The organism is Pygmaiobacter massiliensis, from assembly GCF_900199435.1.
Lineage (GTDB): Bacteria > Bacillota > Clostridia > Oscillospirales > Ruminococcaceae > Pygmaiobacter > Pygmaiobacter massiliensis.
The window spans coordinates 16,779-38,389 of record NZ_OAML01000003.1; the positions used below are offsets into that span (position 1 = coordinate 16,779).

Genomic DNA, 21,611 nt, shown 5'->3' on the forward strand with positions numbered 1-21,611 from the left:
TTATAATTTTTTCCTTCTTTTTCCTATTCTTTGTTATTTTTTTATTTTTATCGGTTTATTTCCTATTCAATTAAATAAAGCAAATCAAATCCATGATATTACTATCTAATTCTTTCATCTGAATTATACGGTTTTCTGCGCTTACTCAAAAATTTTTTCCGCTGATTGCGCAATATATCACAAAAATGCCTGCCGCTGTGTTACCAGTTGGCAGGCATTTTCAGGTTGTATAATATAGTCTTTGGGTTTAGTTTTTGCCAAACTCCGCAAGGCGCAGGCCCTCATTGTGGTCAAGTGCCCAATGCACGCTCCAACTGTTGGTGAAAAGCAGCAGTTTGTTTCCGTGCATATCCTGTATCTTTTTCGTGTCTGAGTTAAGGGTGAGATGGTTAGGGTTGATGTCCTCATTTTCAATCCAGCGAATGTGCTGGTGAGGCATATGCTCCATACGAATATCTACGTTGTACTCGTTTTTCAGTCGGTATTCGAAAACCTCAAACTGCAGCTGGCCAACAACACCAACCACAACCTCTTCCATGCCGCCACCGAGGTCACGGAACACCTGAATCGCACCTTCGTTTGCAATCTGCTCGGTGCCTTTGATGAACTGTTTGCGCTTCATCGTATCAATCTGGCGTACCAGCGCAAAATGCTCTGGCGCAAAGGTGGGGATGCCCTCAAACCGGAACTTTTCGTTCGGCATGCAAAGGGTGTCGCCAATCGCAAAAATGCCCGGGTCAAATACGCCGATAATATCACCGGCATAGGCTTCCTCAATCATTTCGCGCTCTGACGCCATAATCTGCTGCGGCTGCGAAAGGCGAACTTTACGGCCAGCCTGCTGGTGCAGCACTTCCATATTTTTTTCAAACCGGCCGCTGCAAATACGCATAAACGCAATACGGTCACGGTGTGCCTTGTTCATGTTGGCCTGAATTTTAAAGACGAACGCCGAGAAATTATCACTCATTGGGTCAATTTCACCCTCGTCCGAATGGCGGGCAAGGGGCGGGGTGGTCATCTTCAAAAATTCCTGCAAAAACGGCTCTACACCAAAGTTGGTCAGCGCACTGCCGAAAAATACGGGCGAAAGTTTCGCATGGCGAATCTCGTTCATGTCGAAATCATAGCTTGCACCGTCCAGCAGCTCAATATCCTCTGCCAGCTGTGCGTGGTGGTCTGCACCAATCAGCCCGTCCAGCTTCTCGTCGCCCAGCGTTGCTTTGGTAATTGCCAGTTTGTGCTGGCCGCCCAGGGCACTACCGGTTTCGGTATAGGAGAGAATCTCACGATCGTGGCGGTTGTAAACACCTTTAAACTCTTTGCCACAGCCGATAGGCCAGTTCATCGGGTAGGTGCGAATGCCCAGTTTCTGCTCGATATCTTCCAGCAAATCAAACGGGTTCATTGCCTCACGGTCCATCTTATTGACGAAGGTGAAGATGGGGATATCGCGCATCAAGCAAACCTTAAACAGCTTTTCGGTCTGACGTTCTACGCCCTTTGCAGCATCGATGACCATAACGGCTGAGTCTGCCGCCATCAGCGTGCGATAGGTATCTTCCGAGAAATCCTGATGGCCCGGGGTATCGAGGATATTGATGCAAAAGCCGTCATAGTTAAACTGCATGACCGAGCTGGTGACCGAAATGCCACGCTGCTTTTCGATTTCCATCCAGTCCGACACGGCGGCGCGCTGTGTTTTTTTGCCCTTAACGGTACCGGCCAGCTGAATGGCTCCGCCGTACAGCAAGAACTTTTCCGTCAGGGTCGTTTTACCGGCGTCCGGGTGACTGATGATCGCGAACGTGCGGCGCTTTTTGATTTCTTGTTCGTATTTAGACACTTCGGGTATTCCTCCAAACCAAAATAATGGTCGCTTATAGAACCACCAATAAAAGCAGGCGCACCCACTGCAGCAAAAAATCTGCAAACAAGCTACGCGTTCTGGCGCGCACCCGTGGTTTTATCTGCGGTTTCTTCTTTGTATTATAAAACAGAATTGACACTTTATTGTATCGCGCGGGCAGAAAATAATCAAGTAGAACCGCCGTTTTACGCATTTTGGAAGAGGTTTTTGAGAGAATTCTTGTAAAATAAAAAAAAATCCCTTATGATAAATGCAAAACCGCTAGCTGTTTCTGCTTTATCCTTGCACATCAAGGTACATCCTAATCAGAAGCACGGCTTAAAACAACGCACATAAAGCCATACGGCTTTTATAAACTAAAACCGGCACGGCGGACAGGCTTCGTTTTCGCCGTACAAGGAGGGTACTATGAGCAAAAAATTAATCGGTGTAGATATCGGCGGCACCAAATGTGCCGTTTGCCTCGGCGAAGCCGACGGGCAGGGGGTGCAGGTGCTGCAAAAGTGCACGCCGCGCGCCACTGCCGAATATACACCCAATGCAATGATAGAAGGCCTTATTGCAGATATTCTGGAACTCACCGCCACGCTTTCGGCGCCGGCGGCCGGTATTGGTATCTCCTGCGGCGGGCCGCTGTCGAGCAGGCGGGGACTCATCCTCTCGCCGCCCAATTTGCCCGGTTGGGATGAAATTGCAATCGTAGAAAAGTTGCAGCAGGCCACCGGTCTGCCCGCATGGCTCTGTAACGATGCGAACGCTTGTGCCCTGGCTGAATGGAAGATGGGCGCAGGGCAGGGTGCAGATTCGATGATTTTCATGACCTTTGGCACCGGCCTTGGCGGCGGCCTTATTTTAAACGGTCGGCTTTATGAGGGTGCCTGCGATATGGCAGGCGAGCTGGGACATATCCGCCTGGCAGAGGACGGCCCTATCGGTTATGGCAAGCGTGGCTCGTTTGAGGGCTTTTGCAGCGGCGGCGGCATTGCCCGGCTGGGGCAAGAGTACGCCCGCAGTGCGCTGCGCCGCGGGCTGGCACCCGCTTTTTGCAAAACCGTAGATGAGTTAAACCGAATTACTGCGGCATCGGTTGGGGCTGCGGCTGCCGTGGGGGACGCAACCGCACTTTCGGTGCTGCGCCATTCCGGCGAGCGGTTGGGGCAGGGTCTTGCGGTGCTTATCGACCTTTTAAACCCTGAAAAAATTGTCATCGGCAGCATTTTTGCCCGCTGCCATCCGTACCTCTGGCCCGCGGCTAAGTCGGTGCTGGAGAAGGAATGTCTGCCAGAGGCGTTGGCCGCGTGCCAGGTGTTGCCCGCTGCACTCGGCGACAGCGTAGGCGATATTGCAGCGCTGATGATTGCTCAATATCACACCGAAAGCGAGGGGACCGCGCAATGATCAAGGTGCTGATCGCAGATGATGAAGAGAAAGTCTGCCAGCTCATCTGCAATTTGGTGGATTGGGCTTCTTTTGATATGCAGATTGTTGGCACGGCAGCCAACGGCATCGAAGCACTTGAAAAAGTGCGCAGCCTTGGGCCAGATTTGATGATTACCGACATCCGTATGCCCGGTTGTGACGGTCTGGAACTGATTGCCCGTGCCAAAGCAGAAAACGAAGCGCTTGAATTCGTTATCATCAGCGGCTACCGTCATTTTGAATATGCGCAAACTGCGATTAAATCCGGTGTGGGGGACTACCTGCTCAAGCCAATCAAAAAGGCCGAGCTTTCTGCCACGCTTGAGAAGATGCGCGCCCGCCACCTGCGCCGTACCGAGCAGATTTCTACCGAAGAACGTCTGCGGCTGCGGTTGCAGAGTGACATTGATAAACTGCGCAGCGGCCTGTTTGCAGACCTGCTTGCCGAAACCCCGGTACCCCATACGCTCGGCGAGCTTAATCAAGACTACCATTATGCCATGCAGCCCGGGCTTTTTGCCGCATTTATCATCAAGCTGGACTGCGAGTTCTCGGCTTTTTCTTCTGGCGCACTAAGCTTGCTGGAAGAAAAGACGTCTGCTCTTTTCCGTGAAGCGGCGGGTCCGTTTTGCTATGATACCGAAATCTGCTTTCAGGGTTCTCGTGCTTACGGGGTGCTCAACTTTGCTCCAGACCAGCGTGAAGAACTGCGCCGTGCATTAAAAAACGCGCTGGGCGAACTGACAATGCAGAACAGCTTTCTAGCAGGGGCAACGATTACCATCGGGCTGGGCGATGCGGTAGAAACGCCGGATAAAATCGCCGATTCGTTTGAATCTGCCGGGCGCGCTGTCGCACAGAGGCTGGTTTCCGGCTGCGGTCAGCTGCTGATTGCACCCCCGCGTGATGAAAATGCTCATCCGCTGCGCGCACGCCTTGGTGAGCTGGAACGTGGCCTTGACGCCGGGCTGGAAATTCTTGACCAACAAGCAGTCTTGGATGCACTCGCACAATTTTCAGATAATCTGCTCGCAGACGGATTTTCCGGCGAAGCGGTGCTGCAAGGCGCCAGGCAAGCCTATGCACTTTATCTGCGCCGGCTCGACCGGCTGGATTTTCACCTGCCGGAGATTTTGACCGAAGAGCAGTTTTCTGCCCGTGCAGACCTTTGCGGCTCTGCAACGGGACTGTTCCGCTTGCTGCGAGAAACTGCCGCCGCTTCTCTGGATGCAGTCGCCGCTGAGCGCCGTGCTGCTGATACCCGCCCGATTCGTACCGCAAAGCAATATATCCAGGAACATTTCGCGCAGCCTCTGACGCTGGAGGAAGTGTCTGGGATTGCCGGGTTCAACCCGTCTTATTTCAGCTCTCTGTTTAAAAAAGAGTGCGGTCAGAACTTTACAGAATACCTTGCAGAAGTACGCATTGCCAAAGCGAAAGAATTATTGCGCGAAAGCAAGCTTTCGGTTGCTGAAATCTGCGAGGCCGTAGGCTATCTGGATTTAAAATACTTCACCAAAACCTTTAAAAAATCGACTGGCATTAAGCCGGGCGAGTTCCGCAAACTTTACTCTTAACCGCAAAAGCTGCCCACATATTGTGTTTTGCCGCGCGATTACCTTGCGGGAAAGGAGCGCCTTACATGAAGCCTCAAAAAAAGAATTATCTTTCCACCCGGGCTTTTCGGGTGGTTTTTCTGCTGGAGCTGTTTTCTGTTTTGCTGCTCTATGTCATTTGGTTGCTGTTTTCAGCTATGCAGCTTTCGGTCCTGCTGCCGGTGCTTTTTACCTGCCTGTTTGTACTGTTACAGCTCTATCTGTATTTCGGTCTGATTGCCCCGTTTTATGAAACCGAGCGCATGCTGCAATTATTCTCGGCAGAATACACCGTTGAGGGTGTTTTTGACCTGCGTTACCCGGTCAGCCCCGAAATGGACAAGGCCATCGCCCGGCTGGGCAAGTTTTTAAACAATTCGGAATTTTTAAGCGCTACCAAAAAGCAGGCGCAATATCTGGCACTGCAAAACCAAATCAACCCCCATTTTCTATATAACACGCTTGAGGGTATTCGCGGCGAAGCCCTTTGCGCGGGGCTTGAAAATGTTGCCGATATGACCGAAGCACTCTCGACCTTTTTCCGCTATACCATCTCTAACCTTGAGCACCTTGTTACGCTGGAGGATGAGCTTGAAAATATCGAAAACTATTTCTTCATTCAAAAATACCGCTTTGGCGACCGGCTCGATTTGGTTGTCGAGATGGAAGAAGAGGACAAGCCGGAACTGCTTTGCTGCCAGCTGCCCAAACTGACGCTGCAGCCTATCGTTGAAAATGCGATTATCCACGGCATTGAGTGCAAAGTGGGCAAGGGGCGTGTGCGCATTAAGGTGGAAGGCACCGAAAAACGCCTGCTCATTACTGTTTCTGACGATGGCGTGGGAATGGACAACACTTCGCTTGCGGCCCTGAACAAAAAGCTGGGCGGCGGTTCGCTAGACTACATGGCAGACAGCCATCAGCGCAAGGGCGGCATTGCACTGCCCAATGTTAACAACCGTATTAAGCTGCTGTTTGGCGAAGAGTACGGCCTTTGCATTTACAGCGCAGAGAGCATTGGTACCGACGCGGTGCTCACCCTGCCCCGGCTGCGGGCCGGCGCAAAAGACGGGAGCCGTGTATGAAACAGGAAATTTTGCGCATGAGCCATGTCACCCTAATTGATGACGGCATGACCAAGCTGGACGATTTTAACCTGAATGTTTACGCGGGCGAAATTATGGGCCTGCTTTGCCAAAACGCGCATGGGCGCGATACATTGCTGCGTGTCATCACCCAAAACGCGCCGATTCATTACGGTTATATCTACTTTCGTGAAACACTGGTAAACAACTACCGGCACAGTGCGGGCGGGCGCAACGCGGTGGCAATTATTGAACCGCGCAGCCACCTTGTGCAGGACCTCACCGTTGCTGATAATATTTTTGTGCTGCGACGGGGCTTTAAAAAATATTTCATCAATCCGCACACGCTTGAAATGCAGCTACGACAATTTACCGAAGAGCTGCATCTTTCTTTTCATGCAAGCGATCCCGTGTCGCGGCTTTCGCGGTACGAAAGCTGCGTGGTAGAACTGCTGCGCGCCGTAGTTACCGGCGTAAAACTGATTGTCGTGCGCGATATCAGCACCGCCATCAGTGCAATGGAACTGCAAAAATTCCACCGGTTAATGCGCCATTATGCCCGCACCGCAGGCATCGCATTCCTTTACATTTGCAACCATCACGAAGAGGCGTTTACCGTTTGCGAGCGCATCTCGCTGATGCGCAGCGGCCATATTCTGCGGGTGCTGGACCGGCGCGATTTTTCCAACGAGTTGCTGTGGCGGTACTCGCTGGATTTCACTCGCGAATTGCCCCCACCAGGGGACGCCACCGACGAAGCCGAAGTATTGCGGCTCTCCGGCGTCTGTTTTGGTGCGTTGCAAGGGCTTTCGCTCTCGGTGCGGCATGGCGAATGCCTGGCGCTGCTCGATATGGATAACCGCATTTTTGATGACTTGATTACGGTAATGAACAGCGAAAAATCGCCTGCCGCTGGAGAAATTCTGCTGGACGGCACCTCACTGGCTGCTCATAAAACTTGCCCTCCGGTTTCGTTTATTACCGAATATCCTGCAAAAACCATGCTGTTTCATGAGATGAGTTACCTCGATAACCTCTGTTTTGCCGCAGCGCGCAAAAGCCCCGACCTTTGGCGACGGCATACGCTGCGCGAAAATGTAGCGCAGGAGTATCGTCAGTTTGTCGGGGATTTTGTCTACCTCGAAAATATCGACCTGCTGCATACCCGCGACCTCATCGACCTCGTCTATTACAGCGTCCATCTGTATAACCCCCGCATTGTGTTTTGTGTGCAACCGTTTTCGGGCGCCGATATGTACCTGCGGCGACATATTATTGATTTAATTCATCTGTTGCAAAAAAAGGGCATCGCCGTGGTGCTGCTCGCAGTTAACCTTTCAGACTGTCTGCTGGTGGCTGACCGGCTGTTGCTGGTGGAAAACGGCAGGCTGTGCCGCGAATATTCGCAAAAAGATTTTGCGGAGCTAGCCGATCTGCCGCCTCACTAAAAAACGCACAGCAACCTTTTCTCCTGTTGCCCTCTTTGGCTTTTCGCATCTTTCTCCGGCTGCGCAGGCAGCCGGTTTTTTTATGCTCAAAAAGCAAAACGCACAATGCGCAAATCATTTTGTTGTGCAACCAGACGATGGGTAAGCGCAACTTCAAAAATTTGTCCCCCCTTAACCAAATTCTGACCCCTGTGCACACCCCTGCCCAGAATGATATACTGAACCTGCAAAACAAGAAAGGTCGGTGAATCTGATGCAGCAAACGATTGTAGAGCTGCGGCATATCAGCAAAAGCTTCCCGGGCGTTAAGGCGCTGGACGATGTATCTTTTGAGCTGAAATCCGGAGAAGTCATGGCGTTACTCGGCGAAAATGGTGCCGGTAAATCCACCCTTATGAAAATCCTCAGCGGCGTTTACACCCGCGATGAGGGCGAAATGCTGATTTTTGGAGAAGCCGTAAGTGATATGGACCCGAAGAAAGCACAGGCCTTGGGTGTCGCAATTATCCATCAGGAGCTCAATATGTGCCAGCATCTCTCGGTAGCCGAAAACATTTTCCTCGGCCGAGAGATTACCCACGGCGGGCGACTTGCCACCAAAGAGATGAACGCGGCGGCGAAAGCAGCGCTCGACCGCTTAAACATTGACATTGACCCCAACACCATCGTGGGCGACCTTGCGGTTTCAAAACAGCAGATGGTCGAAATTGCAAAAGCAATCTCCACCGATGCCAAAGTTCTGATTATGGACGAACCCACCTCAGCGCTGACCAGCAAAGAGATTGACGATTTGTTCGTGATTATCCGCAAGCTAAAAAGCGAGGGCTGCGGCATTGTTTATATCTCACATCGTCTGGAAGAGTTGCAGCACATCATCGACCGCGTCACCATCATGCGGGACGGTAAATACATCACCAGCGGCGATTTTAAAGATTTCACGATGAGCGAAATCATCTCAAATATGGTCGGCCGCGAAATCAAAGAAAAATTTCCCCGGGTAGAAGCAACACTGGGAGACACCATCCTTGAAGTTAAAAACCTCAATGCCGGGCGCATGGTGCGCAACGTGTCTTTCAATGTACGAGCGGGCGAAATCGTCGGCATTGCAGGGCTGATGGGCGCAGGCCGCACCGAAACCACCCGCGCACTCTTCGGCATTGACGCCAAAGATTCGGGCGAAGTGCTGCTGGACGGCAAAGCCATCCACATTCGCTGCCCCGAAGATGCGATTAAGGCAGGCATCGTGCTTGCCCCGGAAGACCGCAAAAAAGACGGCCTTTGCACCAAGCTTTCGATTCGCGATAATATCGCACTGCCAAACCTTGATATTCTTTGCAACCCGCTGGGCGTTGTAGATAAAAAGAAAGAAGCAGTCATGACCGCGAAAGCCATTGAAGACCTGCGCATCAAACTGCCTACCGCAGAGGTAGATGCCGGCAGCCTTTCGGGCGGCAACCAGCAAAAAGTAGTTGTGGCAAAATGGCTTGCACGCAACTCTCGTCTGGTTATTTTTGATGAGCCGACCCGCGGTATCGACGTTGCTGCAAAGGTTGAGATTTACAACCTGATGAATGAGCTCAAGCAGCAGGGCATTGGCGTGCTTTTCGTTTCTTCCGAAATGCCGGAGGTCATGGGCATCGCAGACCGCATTATTGTTATGTGTGACGGGCGCATCACCGGCGAAGTCGATGCGCAGCAGACAACCCAGAACGAAATTCTGGAATATGCCACCCAGTTTGAAGCCAAAGTCGGCGTCACTCAGTCCTGAGTGTTAGCGCAGTCCCAGAAAGGAAAGGTCAGTATCATGGAAAAAACTGCAAAACAGAGCCCCATCAAAAAAATGATGTCGGTGCGCGGCATGGGCCAGGTAGTCACTGTCACCTGCGGCCTTATCGTGCTTTGTGTGGTGTTCGGCATCTTGAACCCCACCTTCTTCTCCAGCCGTAACGTCGGCAACCTGCTGCGGCAGATTGTCCCCATTCTTATCATCGGCATCGGCCAGTCTTATGTTCTCATCACCGGCAATATCGACTTGTCGATTGGTTCGGTCATCGGCATGAGCTGTATGATTTCTGCCACCTTGATGACCAAAGGAGTTAACCCGTGGGTCGCAGTACTGATCACAATGGTCTGCTGCCTGGTCATCGGTGTCATCAACGGCGAGCTGGTTGCTCGCTGTAAACTCCCGCCTTTCATCGCAACGCTCGGCACCATGACAATTGCCCGCGGCATTGCACAGATTTCCAATAACAACTACAACACCAACTTCATCGGCGCAGAAGCAAAGGGTTTCCAGAAGTTCTTCTATGCCGGTAAAGTGTTCCAGGCAGGCGATTTCACGCTGTATTCCGGCGTGCTGATTGCCATTGTACTGTGGCTGTTTTTCAACTTCTTGCTCTCTAAAACCCGTACGGGCCGTCACATCTACGCCATTGGCAGCAATATCGACGCTGCAAAGCTTTCCGGTGTAAATGTCATCGCTACCACCACCAAAGCTTACATCGTCAGCGCTTTCTGTGCCTGCGTCGTTGGCCTTATCACCTGCGCAACCACCGGCACCGGCACCATGGACGCCGGCAACGCTTACGAGATGTATGCGGTTGCTGCCTCGGTTATCGGCGGTGTATCCACTCTCGGCGGTCAGGGCATTCTGCTCGGCACCGTCATCGGCGCTTCGATTTGGCAGGTATTGCAGAATGGTCTGCAGTTTGCGGGCGCACAGGTTGCTATCCGTAACATCGTCATCGGCGTTATCGTTGTTGTTTCGGTACTCATGGACGTTATCGTCCGTACCGGCAAACCCCGCAAGAAGAAACTGGATTCCCCTGCGGCTGCCACCAAGGCATAAACGCCGCCCCAAGCTTGTAATTAAAGCAATTTGCTTTGATTGATGAAGAACGGTTTTCCCACCGTTCGAAAAAGGAAAAAACGGAGGTTATTGAACAATGAAAAAGACACTTGCACTCGTTCTTGCTTGCGCGATGGCCCTTGGTCTCGTCGCTTGCGGCGGCAGCGCATCTTCTGCACCCGCTGCTTCCAAACCGGCTTCTTCTGCAGCTGCTGCAGGCGAAAGCTACAAAGTTTATCTAATCACCATGGACCAGATGGATCAGCACTGGGTTAATGTTAACGCAGGCTGCCAGGCAGCTGTAAAAGAGCTGGCTGACAAAGGCGTGAAAATTGACTACACCTGGTCTGCACCCGACGTGAAAGACGATGCAAAACAGATTGAGCTCATCAACAATGCTGTTGCTGACGGCGCACAGGCTCTGCTGCTTGCAGCAAACGGCCCCGACGCTGTTACCTCTGCCCTGCAGGAAGCTGCTGACGCTGGCGTAAAAATCATTTACGTTGACTCTCCCGCTAACTTTGACGCAGAGCAGACCCTTGCTACCGACAACAAGGCAGCAGGCAGCACCGCTGGCACCGAGCTGATTAAAGCACTCAAAGATGCTGGCACCACCTCTGGCAAAATCGGCATCGTTTCTGTTAACACCGCTACCGCTTCCACCGTTGCTCGCGAAGAGGGCTTCCGCGCTGCTTTCGAAGGCACTGATTTCGAGCTGCTCGAGACCCAGTACTGCGACGGCGATGCTTCCCGCTCTCAGGACGCTGCAACCAACTTCATCGCTCAGGGCTGCGTTGGCCTGTTCGGCGCAAATGAAGGCTCTACCGTTGGTGTTGGCAATGCCATCAAAGAAGACGGTTCCGGCAAAATCATCGGCGCTGGCTTCGATAAATCCGACGCAATCCTCACCCTCATCAAAGACGGCTATCTGCTGTGCACCATGGCTCAGAACCCCGACGTTATGGGCCACGACGGCATGATGACCGCTGCTGAAGTTTTGGCTGGCACCTTTAAAGGCGAAGCAAATGTTGACACCGGCGTTACCGTTGTTACCAAAGAGCTTGCTTAATTGTTTCTCATAAGTCCACATTAAAGCCAAATAGAAACCGGCATTGCCTACCACGGGCAATGCCGGTTTTGTCTTTTATAAAATACTTGACGCAGCAAAAGCAACAGCATATAATTAGATAGACTTCTAAATGATATGCTGATAATCTGTGAGGAGAATTTATATGGATACAAAAAAGAAAAAACTTTTGCTTTTTATCACAGTGCTGGTGCTATCTATCCTTTGGCTCATCGTGCAGTGGGCTGTATTACCGCCTCAGGTGGCGATGCAAATCGGCTCTGGCGGCGCGCGCCAAAACTTTATGCCCAAAGCTTTTGCTGTCGCCATTCCGTTTCTCATTTCGATGGGCGGGATGTGCTTTTATCTCAAAGACTCGGAAAACAAAAGCTACGCTTTCGTCAGCTTAGTTGGGCTTGCCGTACCACTGATGACCCTGTGGATGAACTAGCTTGCAGCGCGTCACTGGCAAGGCCTTATCTGTGTGGCTTGCTCTTGCAGAGATTTGCGGGTGTGCATACCCACAATGGAGCATATACTGCACGGCCTGTGCTGCGGTTACATACTTTTCTACAAAATCAAAAGGCGCCACCGACTGTTTTCTCGATGGTGCCTTTTATTTTTTCGCACACTGATGCATCAGTAGCTACTTCATAAACATACTTTTTCGGTTCCGGTTCAGTGTTGGCTCTTTTAAGGTAAGAATCAACTCCTCCACAGCAGAAGCAAATGCCAGTGCTCCGACGAGCAGCCCCGTAGCTGTCATCCCGAACAGCATATAGGCTACTGGAAACAAAAAAATCAGCAGCCCGGTGGCTTTGTTCAAATAGGTATGAAGCGAAGAAAAGGTGCCATATTTATAATATCCTGCGCCATAAGCAAAAACGCGCAACACAAAGATAATGGCCGCAAACATCCAAATCCACCGGGGCAGCACTTTGCTTTTTACTGCGAAAATAAAAAGCGCAAATCCAAAAGCGATATCTGCAAAACTATCCAGCTTTGCGCCAAGCTCGGTTTGCTGGTTCAGCCGCCGCGCAACAACTCCATCTAAGATATCGCTCAATCCTCCACTTGCGTATGCTGCCCAGAACAGCCCCGAAAAAGGCTCTGCGCACACCATAATCACTGCAAAGAAAAAACGGGTAGAGGTGATTACATTTGCAAGTTGGTTCATCATAAAACTCTTCCATTACTCATTTTTTGTATGATTGAAAAAAGCGAAACACGCAGCTGGGCGGTTTCGCTTTTTATGTATTCTTTTACTCTTTCCAGGGTCGCGCGTTGCCCAACCATCCGGCCTGCTGCCAATGCGTCTTGTCGGTCGGGTTCCATTGGTTGCCTTTTTGACTCATACGCATAGCAGAAAAAACTACTCTCGTGCGTAGTCCCACCCGGGGGCCGCGCATCAGCTCGCGGTGCAGTTTTGCTGCACAGGCTGCCGCTTGGCGATCAATCTCGGCACGTTTTTTGGGGGAAACCTCTTCCCAACTTGCAGCATTGACACTAAGTCCGATACGATATACCTTTGGTACACCCCAATAAAAAAGCTGCTGGGCCAAATCTTTGGTTACCTTGCCGGCGCCGGCACCCGCAGCAGTAGAAACCACCAGACCCACTTTATGGAACATCGTTTTGTCTGGGCGATGCACCATCCAACGCCAGGCCATATGGTCCAGAAAAATCTTGAGCTGCCCGCTGATCCCCATACAATAGCAGGGCGATTCCAAAACAATCAAATCCGCCTCGTGCAATGCTGCAAGGACAGGCTGGTTTTCTTCAAAATGCGGGCAGGCTTCTTCTCCGTGCAAAATACATCCAAAACATCCAACGCAAGCTTTATTTTCTACAAAATAAAAGTGCTCTATTTCGTCTGCAGGGCCTGCCACCAACCCAACCACCTGCTCTGCAATATGGCGGGTACTGCCGTTATGCCTCTGGCCGTGCAAAATGACAATCTTCATACGCTCCTCCTTTGTTACAGCTCGTGATGAGTGAAAACAGGCTCTTTGCCTTCTTCCAGCATCAGTGTGCCGTAGGTGCATCGGCCGGACTGCGACATCGAAAGTGCACCGGGATTGAACAGGTAAACACCGTCGGTATAAGCGTAATAGGGCAGATGCGTATGCCCAAACAGCGCAATGTCTGCACCGCGCTGCTTTGCGGTAGAGAGCAATGCGCCGGTTGTCATCTTCACCTCGTAGCCGTTGCCATGCGTGAAGAAAATCAGCTTGCCGCCAAAGCCGCAAAGCCGTTCAGATGGCATCGTGCGGTCAAAGTCGCAGTTGCCGCGCACGGGGTAGGCCTGAGGGCAGCGCATGGTGTGCCGCACCGCTTCAAGGTCGTACAATCCATCGCCGAGATGCAGCACAAATTCTGCGTCCTGCTCCCGCTTGACGGCCTCTTCCAGCGCAAGCAGATTGCCATGAGTATCTGAGACGATTAAAAGTTTCATCGCGTTTTATCCCTCTTTTAGCCGCAGCTGTGCGCTTCGGCTTTTATGGAAATTTTCAGCTTTCGCGGCGCTGGGTTAGCGCGCGGTAAATCTCGCTTTTGGGAAAGCCCGTTTTTGCAGCGGCCTCTTTACAAGCTGCCGAAACCGCAAGCCCACCGGCAGCCAGCGCTTCGGCGAGATCAATGGCATCATCGAGGGTTTGTTCTTCCGGCTCTTCTGGTTCCGCACCCGCCAGCACCAGCACAAACTCGCCGCGCGGTGCGTTCTCCTGATAAAATACCTGCGCTTCGCCCAGTGTGGTTTTCCAAATCTGCTCGTGCAGCTTGGTCAGCTCACGGCAGATGGTTACGCTGCGATCACCGTAAGCGGCCAGCATATCGGTGAGGGTAGAGGGCAGCTTGTGCGGCGCTTCGTAAAAAATCATCGTGCGCTGCTCGGTGCGAGTTTCTTCTAACCGCTCTCGCCGCTGACGCTTGTTCATCGGCAAAAAACCTTCAAAGCACCAGCGCCCTGTCGGCTGGCCAGAAACAGCAAGTGCCGTAACCGCAGCCGAAGCTGCCGGCACCGGCACCACCGTTATGCCGCGGGCCAGTGCATCGTGCACCAGCAGCTCGCCCGGGTCGCTTACGGCAGGCATGCCCGCATCCGAGCACATCGCACAGGACTCGCCAGCCTCGACCCGGCGAAGAATCATCTCGCCCCGCTCTTTGAGGTTGTGCTCATAATAGCTCACCATCGGCTTTTTCAGCCCGAGATGGTTCAGCAATTTTAAGGTAACGCGAGTATCCTCGGCGGCAATAAAATCGGCTTTGGCAAAGGTGTCTGCCGCGCGCGGCGTCATATCGCTGAGGTTACCGATTGGGGTTGCCACAATATATAAAGTACCGGCCATTACAAGGCCTCCTTTTTTCCGTAAATTTGAAGAATCTCTGCCGAAAATCCACCTGTTTCATCTTCTACTACAAGGTCTGGCAGCAGGTGAAGCCCCGGCTTGCCCGCCTTGCGGCAATCCAACAAAAACAGCCAAGGTGTTTCAGTCAGGTCAGCCCGCTGGCGCACAAAACGCAGGCGTTTGGGTTCCAGCCCTGCCAGCCTTGCTGCTGCCATACAATCACACAGGCGCTCAGGTCGGTTGCAAAGGCAAAGCCTGCCGCCATCTTTCAATAGCCGTGCAGCCGTGTTTGCTACGTCTGCAACCGTGCAGGTAACTTCGTGTCGGGCCTCGCTGCGCCCCGGCTTTTGGGAACGAAATCCTCCCGTAAAGTAGGGCGGGTTACAGGATACAACATCAAAATTGCCCTCCAGCTGTAGCGTGCGCAGGTCAGCACAAACCGAGGTGATATGCCCCAGCTCTTCTGCGGCCTCGCGTAGCAGCTGTGCACCCTCAGGCGAAAGCTCTACGCCAACGGCGCGCCCACGGTGGCCCATATCGTGCCAGCGCAGCGGAATAATGCCGCAGCCACTACCAAGGTCGCAGGCGGACCAGTCCCTGTGCACGCCGCAAAATGCGCTTAGCAGCATAGCATCGGTACCAAACCGGTGTTTTTGTGTAACCCGCACGGCGGTTCCGTTTGCGAGATATTCGGTTGCTGTTGTTGTTTCGGGCATGGGTCGTTCCTTTTCGTTTTGTTTGGTTTTGGTAAAGGTGTAGCTGTACAGAAAAGTTTCTGCACAAAGCAAGCAAAAAAATCAGGGTGAGCTGATGCCCACCCTGATTTTTTTGATCAATTATTCCGGCTGGATCGCGCCAACAGGGCAAGCGCCTGCACATGTACCGCAATCGATGCAAGCACCAGCGTCGATTACATAAATGCTATCGCCAGCAGCGATTGCGCCTACCGGGCATTCGCCTGCACAGGTGCCGCAGGAAATGCAGCCATCAGAAATTTTGTATGCCATTTGTTTACACCTCCAATTTATTTTATTCTAACACAAAACGCAAAATAATCAACTGTTTTTTACGCCCTGTTACAAATTTAACACACTTTCGGAAAGGGGCGCAAGCCGCAATTTTGGCCGAAAGTCTGGGGCATTTTGCCAAAACCGGACGTTCATCGGGCAGTATCAACATCTACCTCAAGCCCGCACCAAAAAATTTGGTTATTTTTCTTCTTTGGGTGCCGGTGCCGGTTTCTTTTTATCGCCACCACGGCGCTTTTTTTCGCTTGCTCTGCGTGAAGCAGCACGCAGCAACTCGACTTCTTCGCGAGTGTAGGGCTTAGGGATCTCCGGCGTTTTGTCCAGACGAATTTTAATATTGCCGGAGATAGGGTTGGTTTCACACACCGTACCCTCACCGTCCGGCGTTTTTACATAGCTGCCGACAGTGGGAGTAATGCTGTTGAGATACTCGTACGCATTCTGCTCATATGCCAGGCAGCACATCAGGCGGCCGCAGCTGCCACTGATTTTGGTGGGGTTAAGCGAAAGCCCCTGTTCTTTTGCCATCTTGATGGAAACCGGCTGAAAATCCGTTAAAAAGCGGTTGCAGCAAAACGGCTGCCCGCAAATGCCAAGACCACCAAGCATCTTGCTTTCATCGCGCACGCCAATTTGGCGCAGCTCGATGCGAGTGCGAAATACACCGGCAAGGTCTTTGACCAGCTCGCGGAAATCCACACGTCCATCAGCTGTAAAGTTGAACAAAATTTTGCTGCGGTCAAACGCATACTCCACGTCGATAAGCTTCATTTCCAGCTTATGTTTGGCAATGCGCTCTTCGCAAATGGTAAAGGCGCGCTTTTCGTCTTCGCGGTTTTGCCGCATTTTGCGCACATCCACATCGTCTGCCATGCGCACTACGCGCTTCAGTGGCTTGGTGATGCTAATATCCGGTACGGAATGCACAGCCTGGGTTACCTCGCCGCACTCGGTGCCGCGGGCAGTTTCGACAATGACAAACTCCTCTTTTTTCAGCGGCAGCTCGCCCGGGTCGAAATAGTACACTTTTCCGCCTGTTTTAAAGCGGATGCCTACAACTTTCACCATAATTCTGGTTATTTCCTTTCCGCTGCCGCCGCGGGGAAGGTGTCATGCCTTTGCCCTGCGGCAAAATTTCGGGCAAAGATTCAAGAGGGAAGAAACACCGCATCTCCGGCAAGCTGCGCGCATAAAAGCGTCAGCAGCAGCTTTACGTTGCCGTTGGCTGCAAGCCGTGCCATCGCCTCCTGTATGGGGGGCAGCAGCGTCGCGGCTTGTTGCGGCGTAATGGTAAGTTGCGGTACCGCCACACCCGAAAGTACAGCGCCCGCCATATCTGCCGTATCCTGCAAAAACTGCCGAATCGGCTCTCGTTCTTTTTTATTGGTAAGCGGTGTTGTCAATCGCAGCAAAGTATAACTTTGCCCTTGCACCGCTGCATTCAGCAAATCACGCGCATCCGCAAGGCTGGCAAGGCGCTCTTTGGTGCGTGCCTTGAGGCAGCTGCCAATTGCGCCGCCATAAACCGCGCAAAGTAAGCGAGCAGCCTCCATCGAGACCCCCTCTTTCGCCAGCAGCTCGGCACAGGTTCGCACCGGCACGGGGGAGAGAGTGTATACTGCGCACCGCGAACGTATCGTCGGCAAAATCGAAGCCTCGCTGTCGGTCGTTAAAACAAAAAGCAGGCCTTCCGGCGGCTCTTCAAGTAATTTCAGCAATGCATTGGCTGAAGGAGCCTGCATTCGGTGTGCGTCGCGAATCAGCACCACGCGGCCATCGGTTAAAAGGCTGGTGGTCTGTACCCGGCCGCGCACCTCGCGCACCTTGTCCACCGGGATGATATTACCCGCGCCCTCTGGCGAGAGCAAAAGGCATTCTTCCGAAGCGCCTTCCAGCACGCGCGCCGTACCACTGCCCCCTTGAGGATAGAGGTAGTCCGCAGCCAGCAGGTGGGCGGCAAAATTGCGCCCAAGCCCTGCTGCGCCGCAAAGTAGCACACCATGCGGAAGCCGGCCCTCCCGCAGCGCAGCGGTAAGGTCGGCTTTCAGCGCATCATTGCCCAGCAGTGCGTCCAACATCACAGCTTTTCAAAACGCTCAACGTTGGTGACAAAAACAGTCGCACCGCCCACTGTAACTTCCAGCGGGTAAGCTGTGGTTACGCCAATGCCGTACGAAGCTGTAGAAGGCACAATCTCTTTGCGTTGTTTCGAGTGGTCAGAAATAATCTGAATCGCCCGGTCGACCTTCTCGTCCTCGGTGCCAATCATCAGCGTGCTGTTGCCTGCCAACAAAAAGCCACCGGTGGTGGGCAGCTTGGTCACCATGTAACCCGCTTTGGTCAGCGCGGAAGAAACCGCACCGGCGTCCTCTTTATTCACAATAGCGGTAATCATTTTCATAACGAGAACCTCCCTTTTCATATGGATTTGTGGTCACTTTTATTTTATCACCTTTCGGTGCAAATTTCCACTTTTTTGCGTTACCCGTCTTCGATATACAGGATTATGGACATTTGAAGTAAAGGCTCTTATGCAAAAACATTCCACCATCTCAACCGAGATTTCAACAATCAGTTGTTCTTACTTGCCCCTAAAATGGCTGATTGTGGAAAACTATCTATTGAAAACCGCACTTATCAACATTTTCAACAGAGTTTTCAACATTCCGTGGAAAGCAATTCTATACGCTTTGTAAATCATTTTCCATACTTTCCCTTATCTTTATGCGGGTTAGCAGTAGTATAAAATGAGTACTAAAACAACCGAATATTCATTTTTTGAACAAATGTTGCAATTTTACAAAAAGTCCTTGACAATGCGTTTTTTTGACAATCTGCACACCTGCTAACCGGCAAATTTCTCTCTTTTGCAGCTTGTGTTTTTCTTACAGCGGGTTCTATTTTATATAAACCCAGCATATAAAAACGGCGCACCCAACCTTATGTTTGGGATGCGCCGTGAAAGTCGCGGTTATTCTTATCCAAAATATAACAAAGAGTATCAGAAAAAGTCTCCCACAATTTTGACCATCAGTAATCCGATTGAGCAAAAAATAAGCGGACGGATAAATTTAGAGCCTTTTTTAATGGCCAGCGATGCACCCAGGTAGTTGCCCGCAATATTGCAAATGGCCGCAGGAATTGCCACCGGCAGCAGCACCGCACCGCCTACCAGATAAGTAGCCAGCGCCGCCGCGTTAGAAGCAAGATTCACTACTTTGGTGTTGCCGGTTGCATTGGTCAAGGTCATTCCCATCAGCCCGGTAAAGGCAATTACAAGAAAAGTGCCTGTGCCGGGACCAAAAAAGCCGTCGTACCAGCCAATCACCAGGCCAATCAAAATTGCACGCGTCATCAGGCTTTTTTGCGAATAGGTGCGAGCATTGGTTTCTTTGCCGAAATTGCGGTTAAACAGCAAAAACACAGCAACCACCGGCAAAACGCACATTAAGCAAATCTGTAAAAAGCGTTCGCTCGAAATCAGCACCAGCTTAGAGCCAATCCAGCTGCCCACCAGGGCACTGAGTGCGGACGGCAGTGCCACCCGGGCGCTTATGTACCCACTGCGCAAATATTTGGCAGTGGCAACTGCTGTGCCGCAGCAGCTCGAAAACTTGTTGGTGCCGTAAGCGATATGAATCGGCAGCCCGGAAAAAAGATACGCTGGAAGAGAAATCAACCCGCCGCCGCCCGCAACCGAATCTACAAATCCAGCAACGAAAACCAGCGGGCAAACGATCATCAGAGTGCGCAGTAATTCTTGTGTTAACATAAGCAGCCGTCCTTTGGTGATTCTTTTATTTGATAAAAACTCAGTTTTCCGGTGGCGGCTTAAAGCCCTCGCCGTATACTTCGTCTACTTCCGAAATCATAACCAGAGCATCGCGGTCTACCTGGTGGGCGAGACTGCGCACCCTAAAAATCTGGTTGCGGCTACAAGCGCAAAGCAGCAGGTCGTGCGGCGTGCCAGAAAACGTGCCGATTGCTTTGACAAGCGTGGAGCCACGACCGAGCACCTTGCTGATTTGCCCGGCAGTTTCCATTCCGTCTCGGGTTACGATAAAAGCGAGCTTTCCGCTGCCTGCACCATACATTACCCGGTCAATTACCTGTGCACAGGCATAGGTGGAGATTAACCCGTAAAGCATCGCATCAATATTGCCGTATACTACGCCGCCAAGTGCGAGTACTACGCCGTCCAGCAACAGGTTAAACTGGCCAATCGACATATGGGGCAGTAGCTTGCGCAGCGAAAGCACCAGAAAATCGCTGCCACCGGTAGAAGAGCCACGCATAAAAATAAGCACCATGCCCGCACCCACGAATACGCCGCAGAAAATAGATGCCAGCAGCTGATTACCGGTGTAAGCCGGAAACTTCGGAATAACCATATCCAGAATGATGGTTTGAATAATCATCGTACGGATACTTTTCACCAGGAACCGTTTGCCCAGCATGCGATAGCTGAGTATGATAACCGGAATATTGAGCAAAAAGGTAATGATACCGATGGGAAGACCCGTAATATAGTTTAGAATAAGCCCAAGGCCGGAAAAGCCGCCGGTTGCAAATCCGCTGCTTTTCGCAAAGGTATAAATGCCGATAGAAAAAAGGGTACTGCCGATAACATCATAAAGCAGATCTAATAAGATCGATTGAAGCTTTTCCGTTTTCATCACTTCGGGCTCCTTCTTTATCTCTGCCCCTTGTAAAACAGGGCGGCTCTTTTTTACTTTTTAGGCCAGGTGTTTTTGTATCTTGTGGAAAGGCCAACATTTTTATTATACCGTTTTTTTCGCAAAAGAGATAGAGGATTGCCCTTTATGCAGCTAAATTTTATGTTTCTTTTTCTTGCTGCTGCGCCGTGCTTTTTTATCACGTGCTGTCTTTGCTCCGCCGCTCCACATCAGCGTAAAAATTGCGGCAGGTGACTGCTTGTTGCAATCGGCCTGCCGCGAGAGCATATTCTGTTTTACTCTTGTTGCGCTAAAAGAAAAGCTATTCTTCTCCATCCGGCTGCGTCCGAATAATCAGTGTACCCTTTTCATCAAAGAAAAATTGCTGACAAACGTAGGGCTCCAAATAAGGCGGCATTTCCTCCTCCGTAAAACCATATTTCTGCTGCATTTCCGCCCGAATGCGCTCTGGCGTATAACCCAAAACGTCAAAAAATTCTGTTTCGGTCAGCATCTTATCTTTGTTCGTGTCATAGTAATAGCGGCGCACTCCGCTTTCCACCCCAGAGCCCAGTGCCGAATAAAATTCTGTAAATACACAAAATTCATAAATTCCGTTTAAATTATAAACCCGGTAACGAATTTCGCAAACAGGGAATACGTAACCGCAGATAAGGTTTGGATAGTCCTCTGGTTTTGCATCCAGATAGACCGCGTAATCTGCCCGGATTTGACCGTTGAGCCTTTTTGCTTGTGCATAGCTTGGCGCAAGGCCGGGCAATTCGATGGAGAGTATCAGTACATTCGGCACCTCTTTTTCCAGCGTTTCCGTTGTCACCACACCGTCCGGCAGCGCTTGCTCCGGCGGCATCAATGGGTGAAAGTGCTCCTCCAGTTTTCCACTGGTAGTGCCCGGCCCTAGCGGTGGCAAGGTGGGACCCAGCACTTCTCCCTCCACCGCCACAGAAACGGAAGAAGAACTGCCGGAAGACAATTGTTCGCCAGAAATCCCACACGAGGAGAACAGCAATACCGCCATCAGGGCAATCAACACCAATACTCTCATCTATCTGCTCCTTTGCGCACACCAAAAAACACCATCATTTTAAATCTATCCGGCCAATAAGAAAAAGAGAAGCAGTTTTGAAAAAAAGATGGATCCAGGCGGTCTTCAAAGCCGATGGTAGCGTTTTGCTATTTTACTTTTGTTTACAAAAAGAGCGCCCACA

Annotated in this window: 21 protein-coding genes; 8 read left to right on the forward strand and 13 right to left on the reverse strand. The window is 51.4% G+C overall.

Going from position 1 to position 21,611, the window contains the following annotated elements; genetic code table 11:
• Positions 1-247: 247 nt before the first annotated feature.
• A complete protein-coding gene (locus C1A11_RS04535) occupies positions 248-1,846 on the reverse strand; it encodes a peptide chain release factor 3 (protein WP_102049272.1) in 1,599 nt (532 codons plus the stop codon).
• Between the two features lie 432 nt (positions 1,847-2,278).
• Between C1A11_RS04535 and C1A11_RS04540 the strand changes: the two genes are divergently transcribed.
• The 8 genes from C1A11_RS04540 to C1A11_RS04575 all read left to right on the forward strand — a co-directional run bounded on the left by C1A11_RS04540 (position 2,279) and on the right by C1A11_RS04575 (position 11,782).
• A complete protein-coding gene (locus C1A11_RS04540) occupies positions 2,279-3,268 on the forward strand; it encodes an ROK family protein (RefSeq protein ID WP_102049273.1) in 990 nt (329 codons plus the stop codon).
• Complete coding sequence (locus tag C1A11_RS04545; RefSeq protein WP_102049274.1) at positions 3,265-4,866, forward strand: response regulator transcription factor; 1,602 nt, start codon at positions 3,265-3,267, stop codon at positions 4,864-4,866. Before C1A11_RS04540 ends, C1A11_RS04545 begins: the two co-directional genes overlap by 4 nt.
• A 65-nt stretch (positions 4,867-4,931) precedes the next feature.
• Entirely contained in the window at positions 4,932-5,969 is a 1,038-nt protein-coding gene (locus tag C1A11_RS04550; RefSeq protein ID WP_102049276.1) for a sensor histidine kinase, read from the forward strand.
• Positions 5,966-7,417, forward strand: a complete 1,452-nt coding sequence (locus tag C1A11_RS04555) for an ATP-binding cassette domain-containing protein (RefSeq protein ID WP_102049277.1) — start codon at positions 5,966-5,968, stop codon at positions 7,415-7,417. The genes C1A11_RS04550 and C1A11_RS04555 overlap by 4 nt, the downstream gene beginning before the upstream one ends.
• Before the next feature lie 253 nt (positions 7,418-7,670).
• A complete protein-coding gene (locus C1A11_RS04560) occupies positions 7,671-9,185 on the forward strand; it encodes a sugar ABC transporter ATP-binding protein (protein WP_102049278.1) in 1,515 nt (504 codons plus the stop codon).
• A 36-nt stretch (positions 9,186-9,221) separates the two neighbouring features.
• On the forward strand, positions 9,222-10,265 hold the full coding sequence (locus C1A11_RS04565; RefSeq protein ID WP_102049280.1) for an ABC transporter permease: 1,044 nt from the start codon (positions 9,222-9,224) through the stop codon (positions 10,263-10,265).
• Positions 10,266-10,362: 97 nt separating this feature from the next.
• Positions 10,363-11,334: an ABC transporter substrate-binding protein gene (locus tag C1A11_RS04570; protein WP_102049282.1), complete on the forward strand. Its 972-nt coding sequence runs from the start codon at positions 10,363-10,365 to the stop codon at positions 11,332-11,334.
• A 163-nt stretch (positions 11,335-11,497) separates the two neighbouring features.
• A complete protein-coding gene (locus tag C1A11_RS04575; protein ID WP_102049283.1) occupies positions 11,498-11,782 on the forward strand; it encodes a hypothetical protein in 285 nt (94 codons plus the stop codon).
• 195 nt (positions 11,783-11,977) lie between these two features.
• Here the strand turns inward: C1A11_RS04575 and C1A11_RS04580 are convergent, their stop codons facing one another.
• The 12 genes from C1A11_RS04580 to C1A11_RS04640 form a co-directional block, all read right to left on the reverse strand.
• The gene (locus C1A11_RS04580) at positions 11,978-12,511 is read right to left on the reverse strand and encodes a CDP-alcohol phosphatidyltransferase family protein (protein WP_102049285.1); all 534 of its coding nucleotides are present in this window, start codon (positions 12,509-12,511) and stop codon (positions 11,978-11,980) included.
• An 82-nt stretch (positions 12,512-12,593) separates the two neighbouring features.
• The gene (locus C1A11_RS04585; protein WP_102049287.1) at positions 12,594-13,295 is read right to left on the reverse strand and encodes a flavodoxin family protein; all 702 of its coding nucleotides are present in this window, start codon (positions 13,293-13,295) and stop codon (positions 12,594-12,596) included.
• Between the two features lie 14 nt (positions 13,296-13,309).
• Positions 13,310-13,786: a metallophosphoesterase gene (locus tag C1A11_RS04590; RefSeq protein ID WP_102049289.1), complete on the reverse strand. Its 477-nt coding sequence runs from the start codon at positions 13,784-13,786 to the stop codon at positions 13,310-13,312.
• A gap of 55 nt (positions 13,787-13,841) precedes the next feature.
• On the reverse strand, positions 13,842-14,678 hold the full coding sequence (rsmI, locus tag C1A11_RS04595) for a 16S rRNA (cytidine(1402)-2'-O)-methyltransferase (protein ID WP_102049290.1): 837 nt from the start codon (positions 14,676-14,678) through the stop codon (positions 13,842-13,844).
• The gene (locus C1A11_RS04600) at positions 14,678-15,394 is read right to left on the reverse strand and encodes a tRNA1(Val) (adenine(37)-N6)-methyltransferase (RefSeq protein WP_102049291.1); all 717 of its coding nucleotides are present in this window, start codon (positions 15,392-15,394) and stop codon (positions 14,678-14,680) included. Before C1A11_RS04600 ends, rsmI begins: the two co-directional genes overlap by 1 nt.
• A gap of 120 nt (positions 15,395-15,514) precedes the next feature.
• A complete protein-coding gene (locus C1A11_RS04605) occupies positions 15,515-15,685 on the reverse strand; it encodes a DUF362 domain-containing protein (protein ID WP_102049292.1) in 171 nt (56 codons plus the stop codon).
• 201 nt (positions 15,686-15,886) lie between these two features.
• Positions 15,887-16,774, reverse strand: a complete 888-nt coding sequence (locus C1A11_RS04610) for a PSP1 domain-containing protein (RefSeq protein ID WP_102049294.1) — start codon at positions 16,772-16,774, stop codon at positions 15,887-15,889.
• A gap of 80 nt (positions 16,775-16,854) precedes the next feature.
• On the reverse strand, positions 16,855-17,784 hold the full coding sequence (locus C1A11_RS04615) for a hypothetical protein (protein ID WP_102049296.1): 930 nt from the start codon (positions 17,782-17,784) through the stop codon (positions 16,855-16,857).
• Positions 17,784-18,107 carry a cyclic-di-AMP receptor gene (locus tag C1A11_RS04620; RefSeq protein ID WP_102049297.1) on the reverse strand — a complete coding sequence of 108 codons (324 nt, stop codon included), beginning with the start codon at positions 18,105-18,107 and terminating at the stop codon, positions 17,784-17,786. The genes C1A11_RS04615 and C1A11_RS04620 overlap by 1 nt, the downstream gene beginning before the upstream one ends.
• A gap of 600 nt (positions 18,108-18,707) precedes the next feature.
• On the reverse strand, positions 18,708-19,478 hold the full coding sequence (locus C1A11_RS04625; protein WP_102049299.1) for a sulfite exporter TauE/SafE family protein: 771 nt from the start codon (positions 19,476-19,478) through the stop codon (positions 18,708-18,710).
• A 40-nt stretch (positions 19,479-19,518) separates the two neighbouring features.
• Positions 19,519-20,382 (reverse strand): YitT family protein, encoded by an 864-nt coding sequence (locus C1A11_RS04630; protein WP_102049300.1) that lies wholly within the window; start codon positions 20,380-20,382, stop codon positions 19,519-19,521.
• 322 nt (positions 20,383-20,704) lie between these two features.
• On the reverse strand, positions 20,705-21,448 hold the full coding sequence (locus tag C1A11_RS04640; protein ID WP_102049305.1) for a hypothetical protein: 744 nt from the start codon (positions 21,446-21,448) through the stop codon (positions 20,705-20,707).
• Between the last annotated feature and the right edge of the window lie 163 nt (positions 21,449-21,611).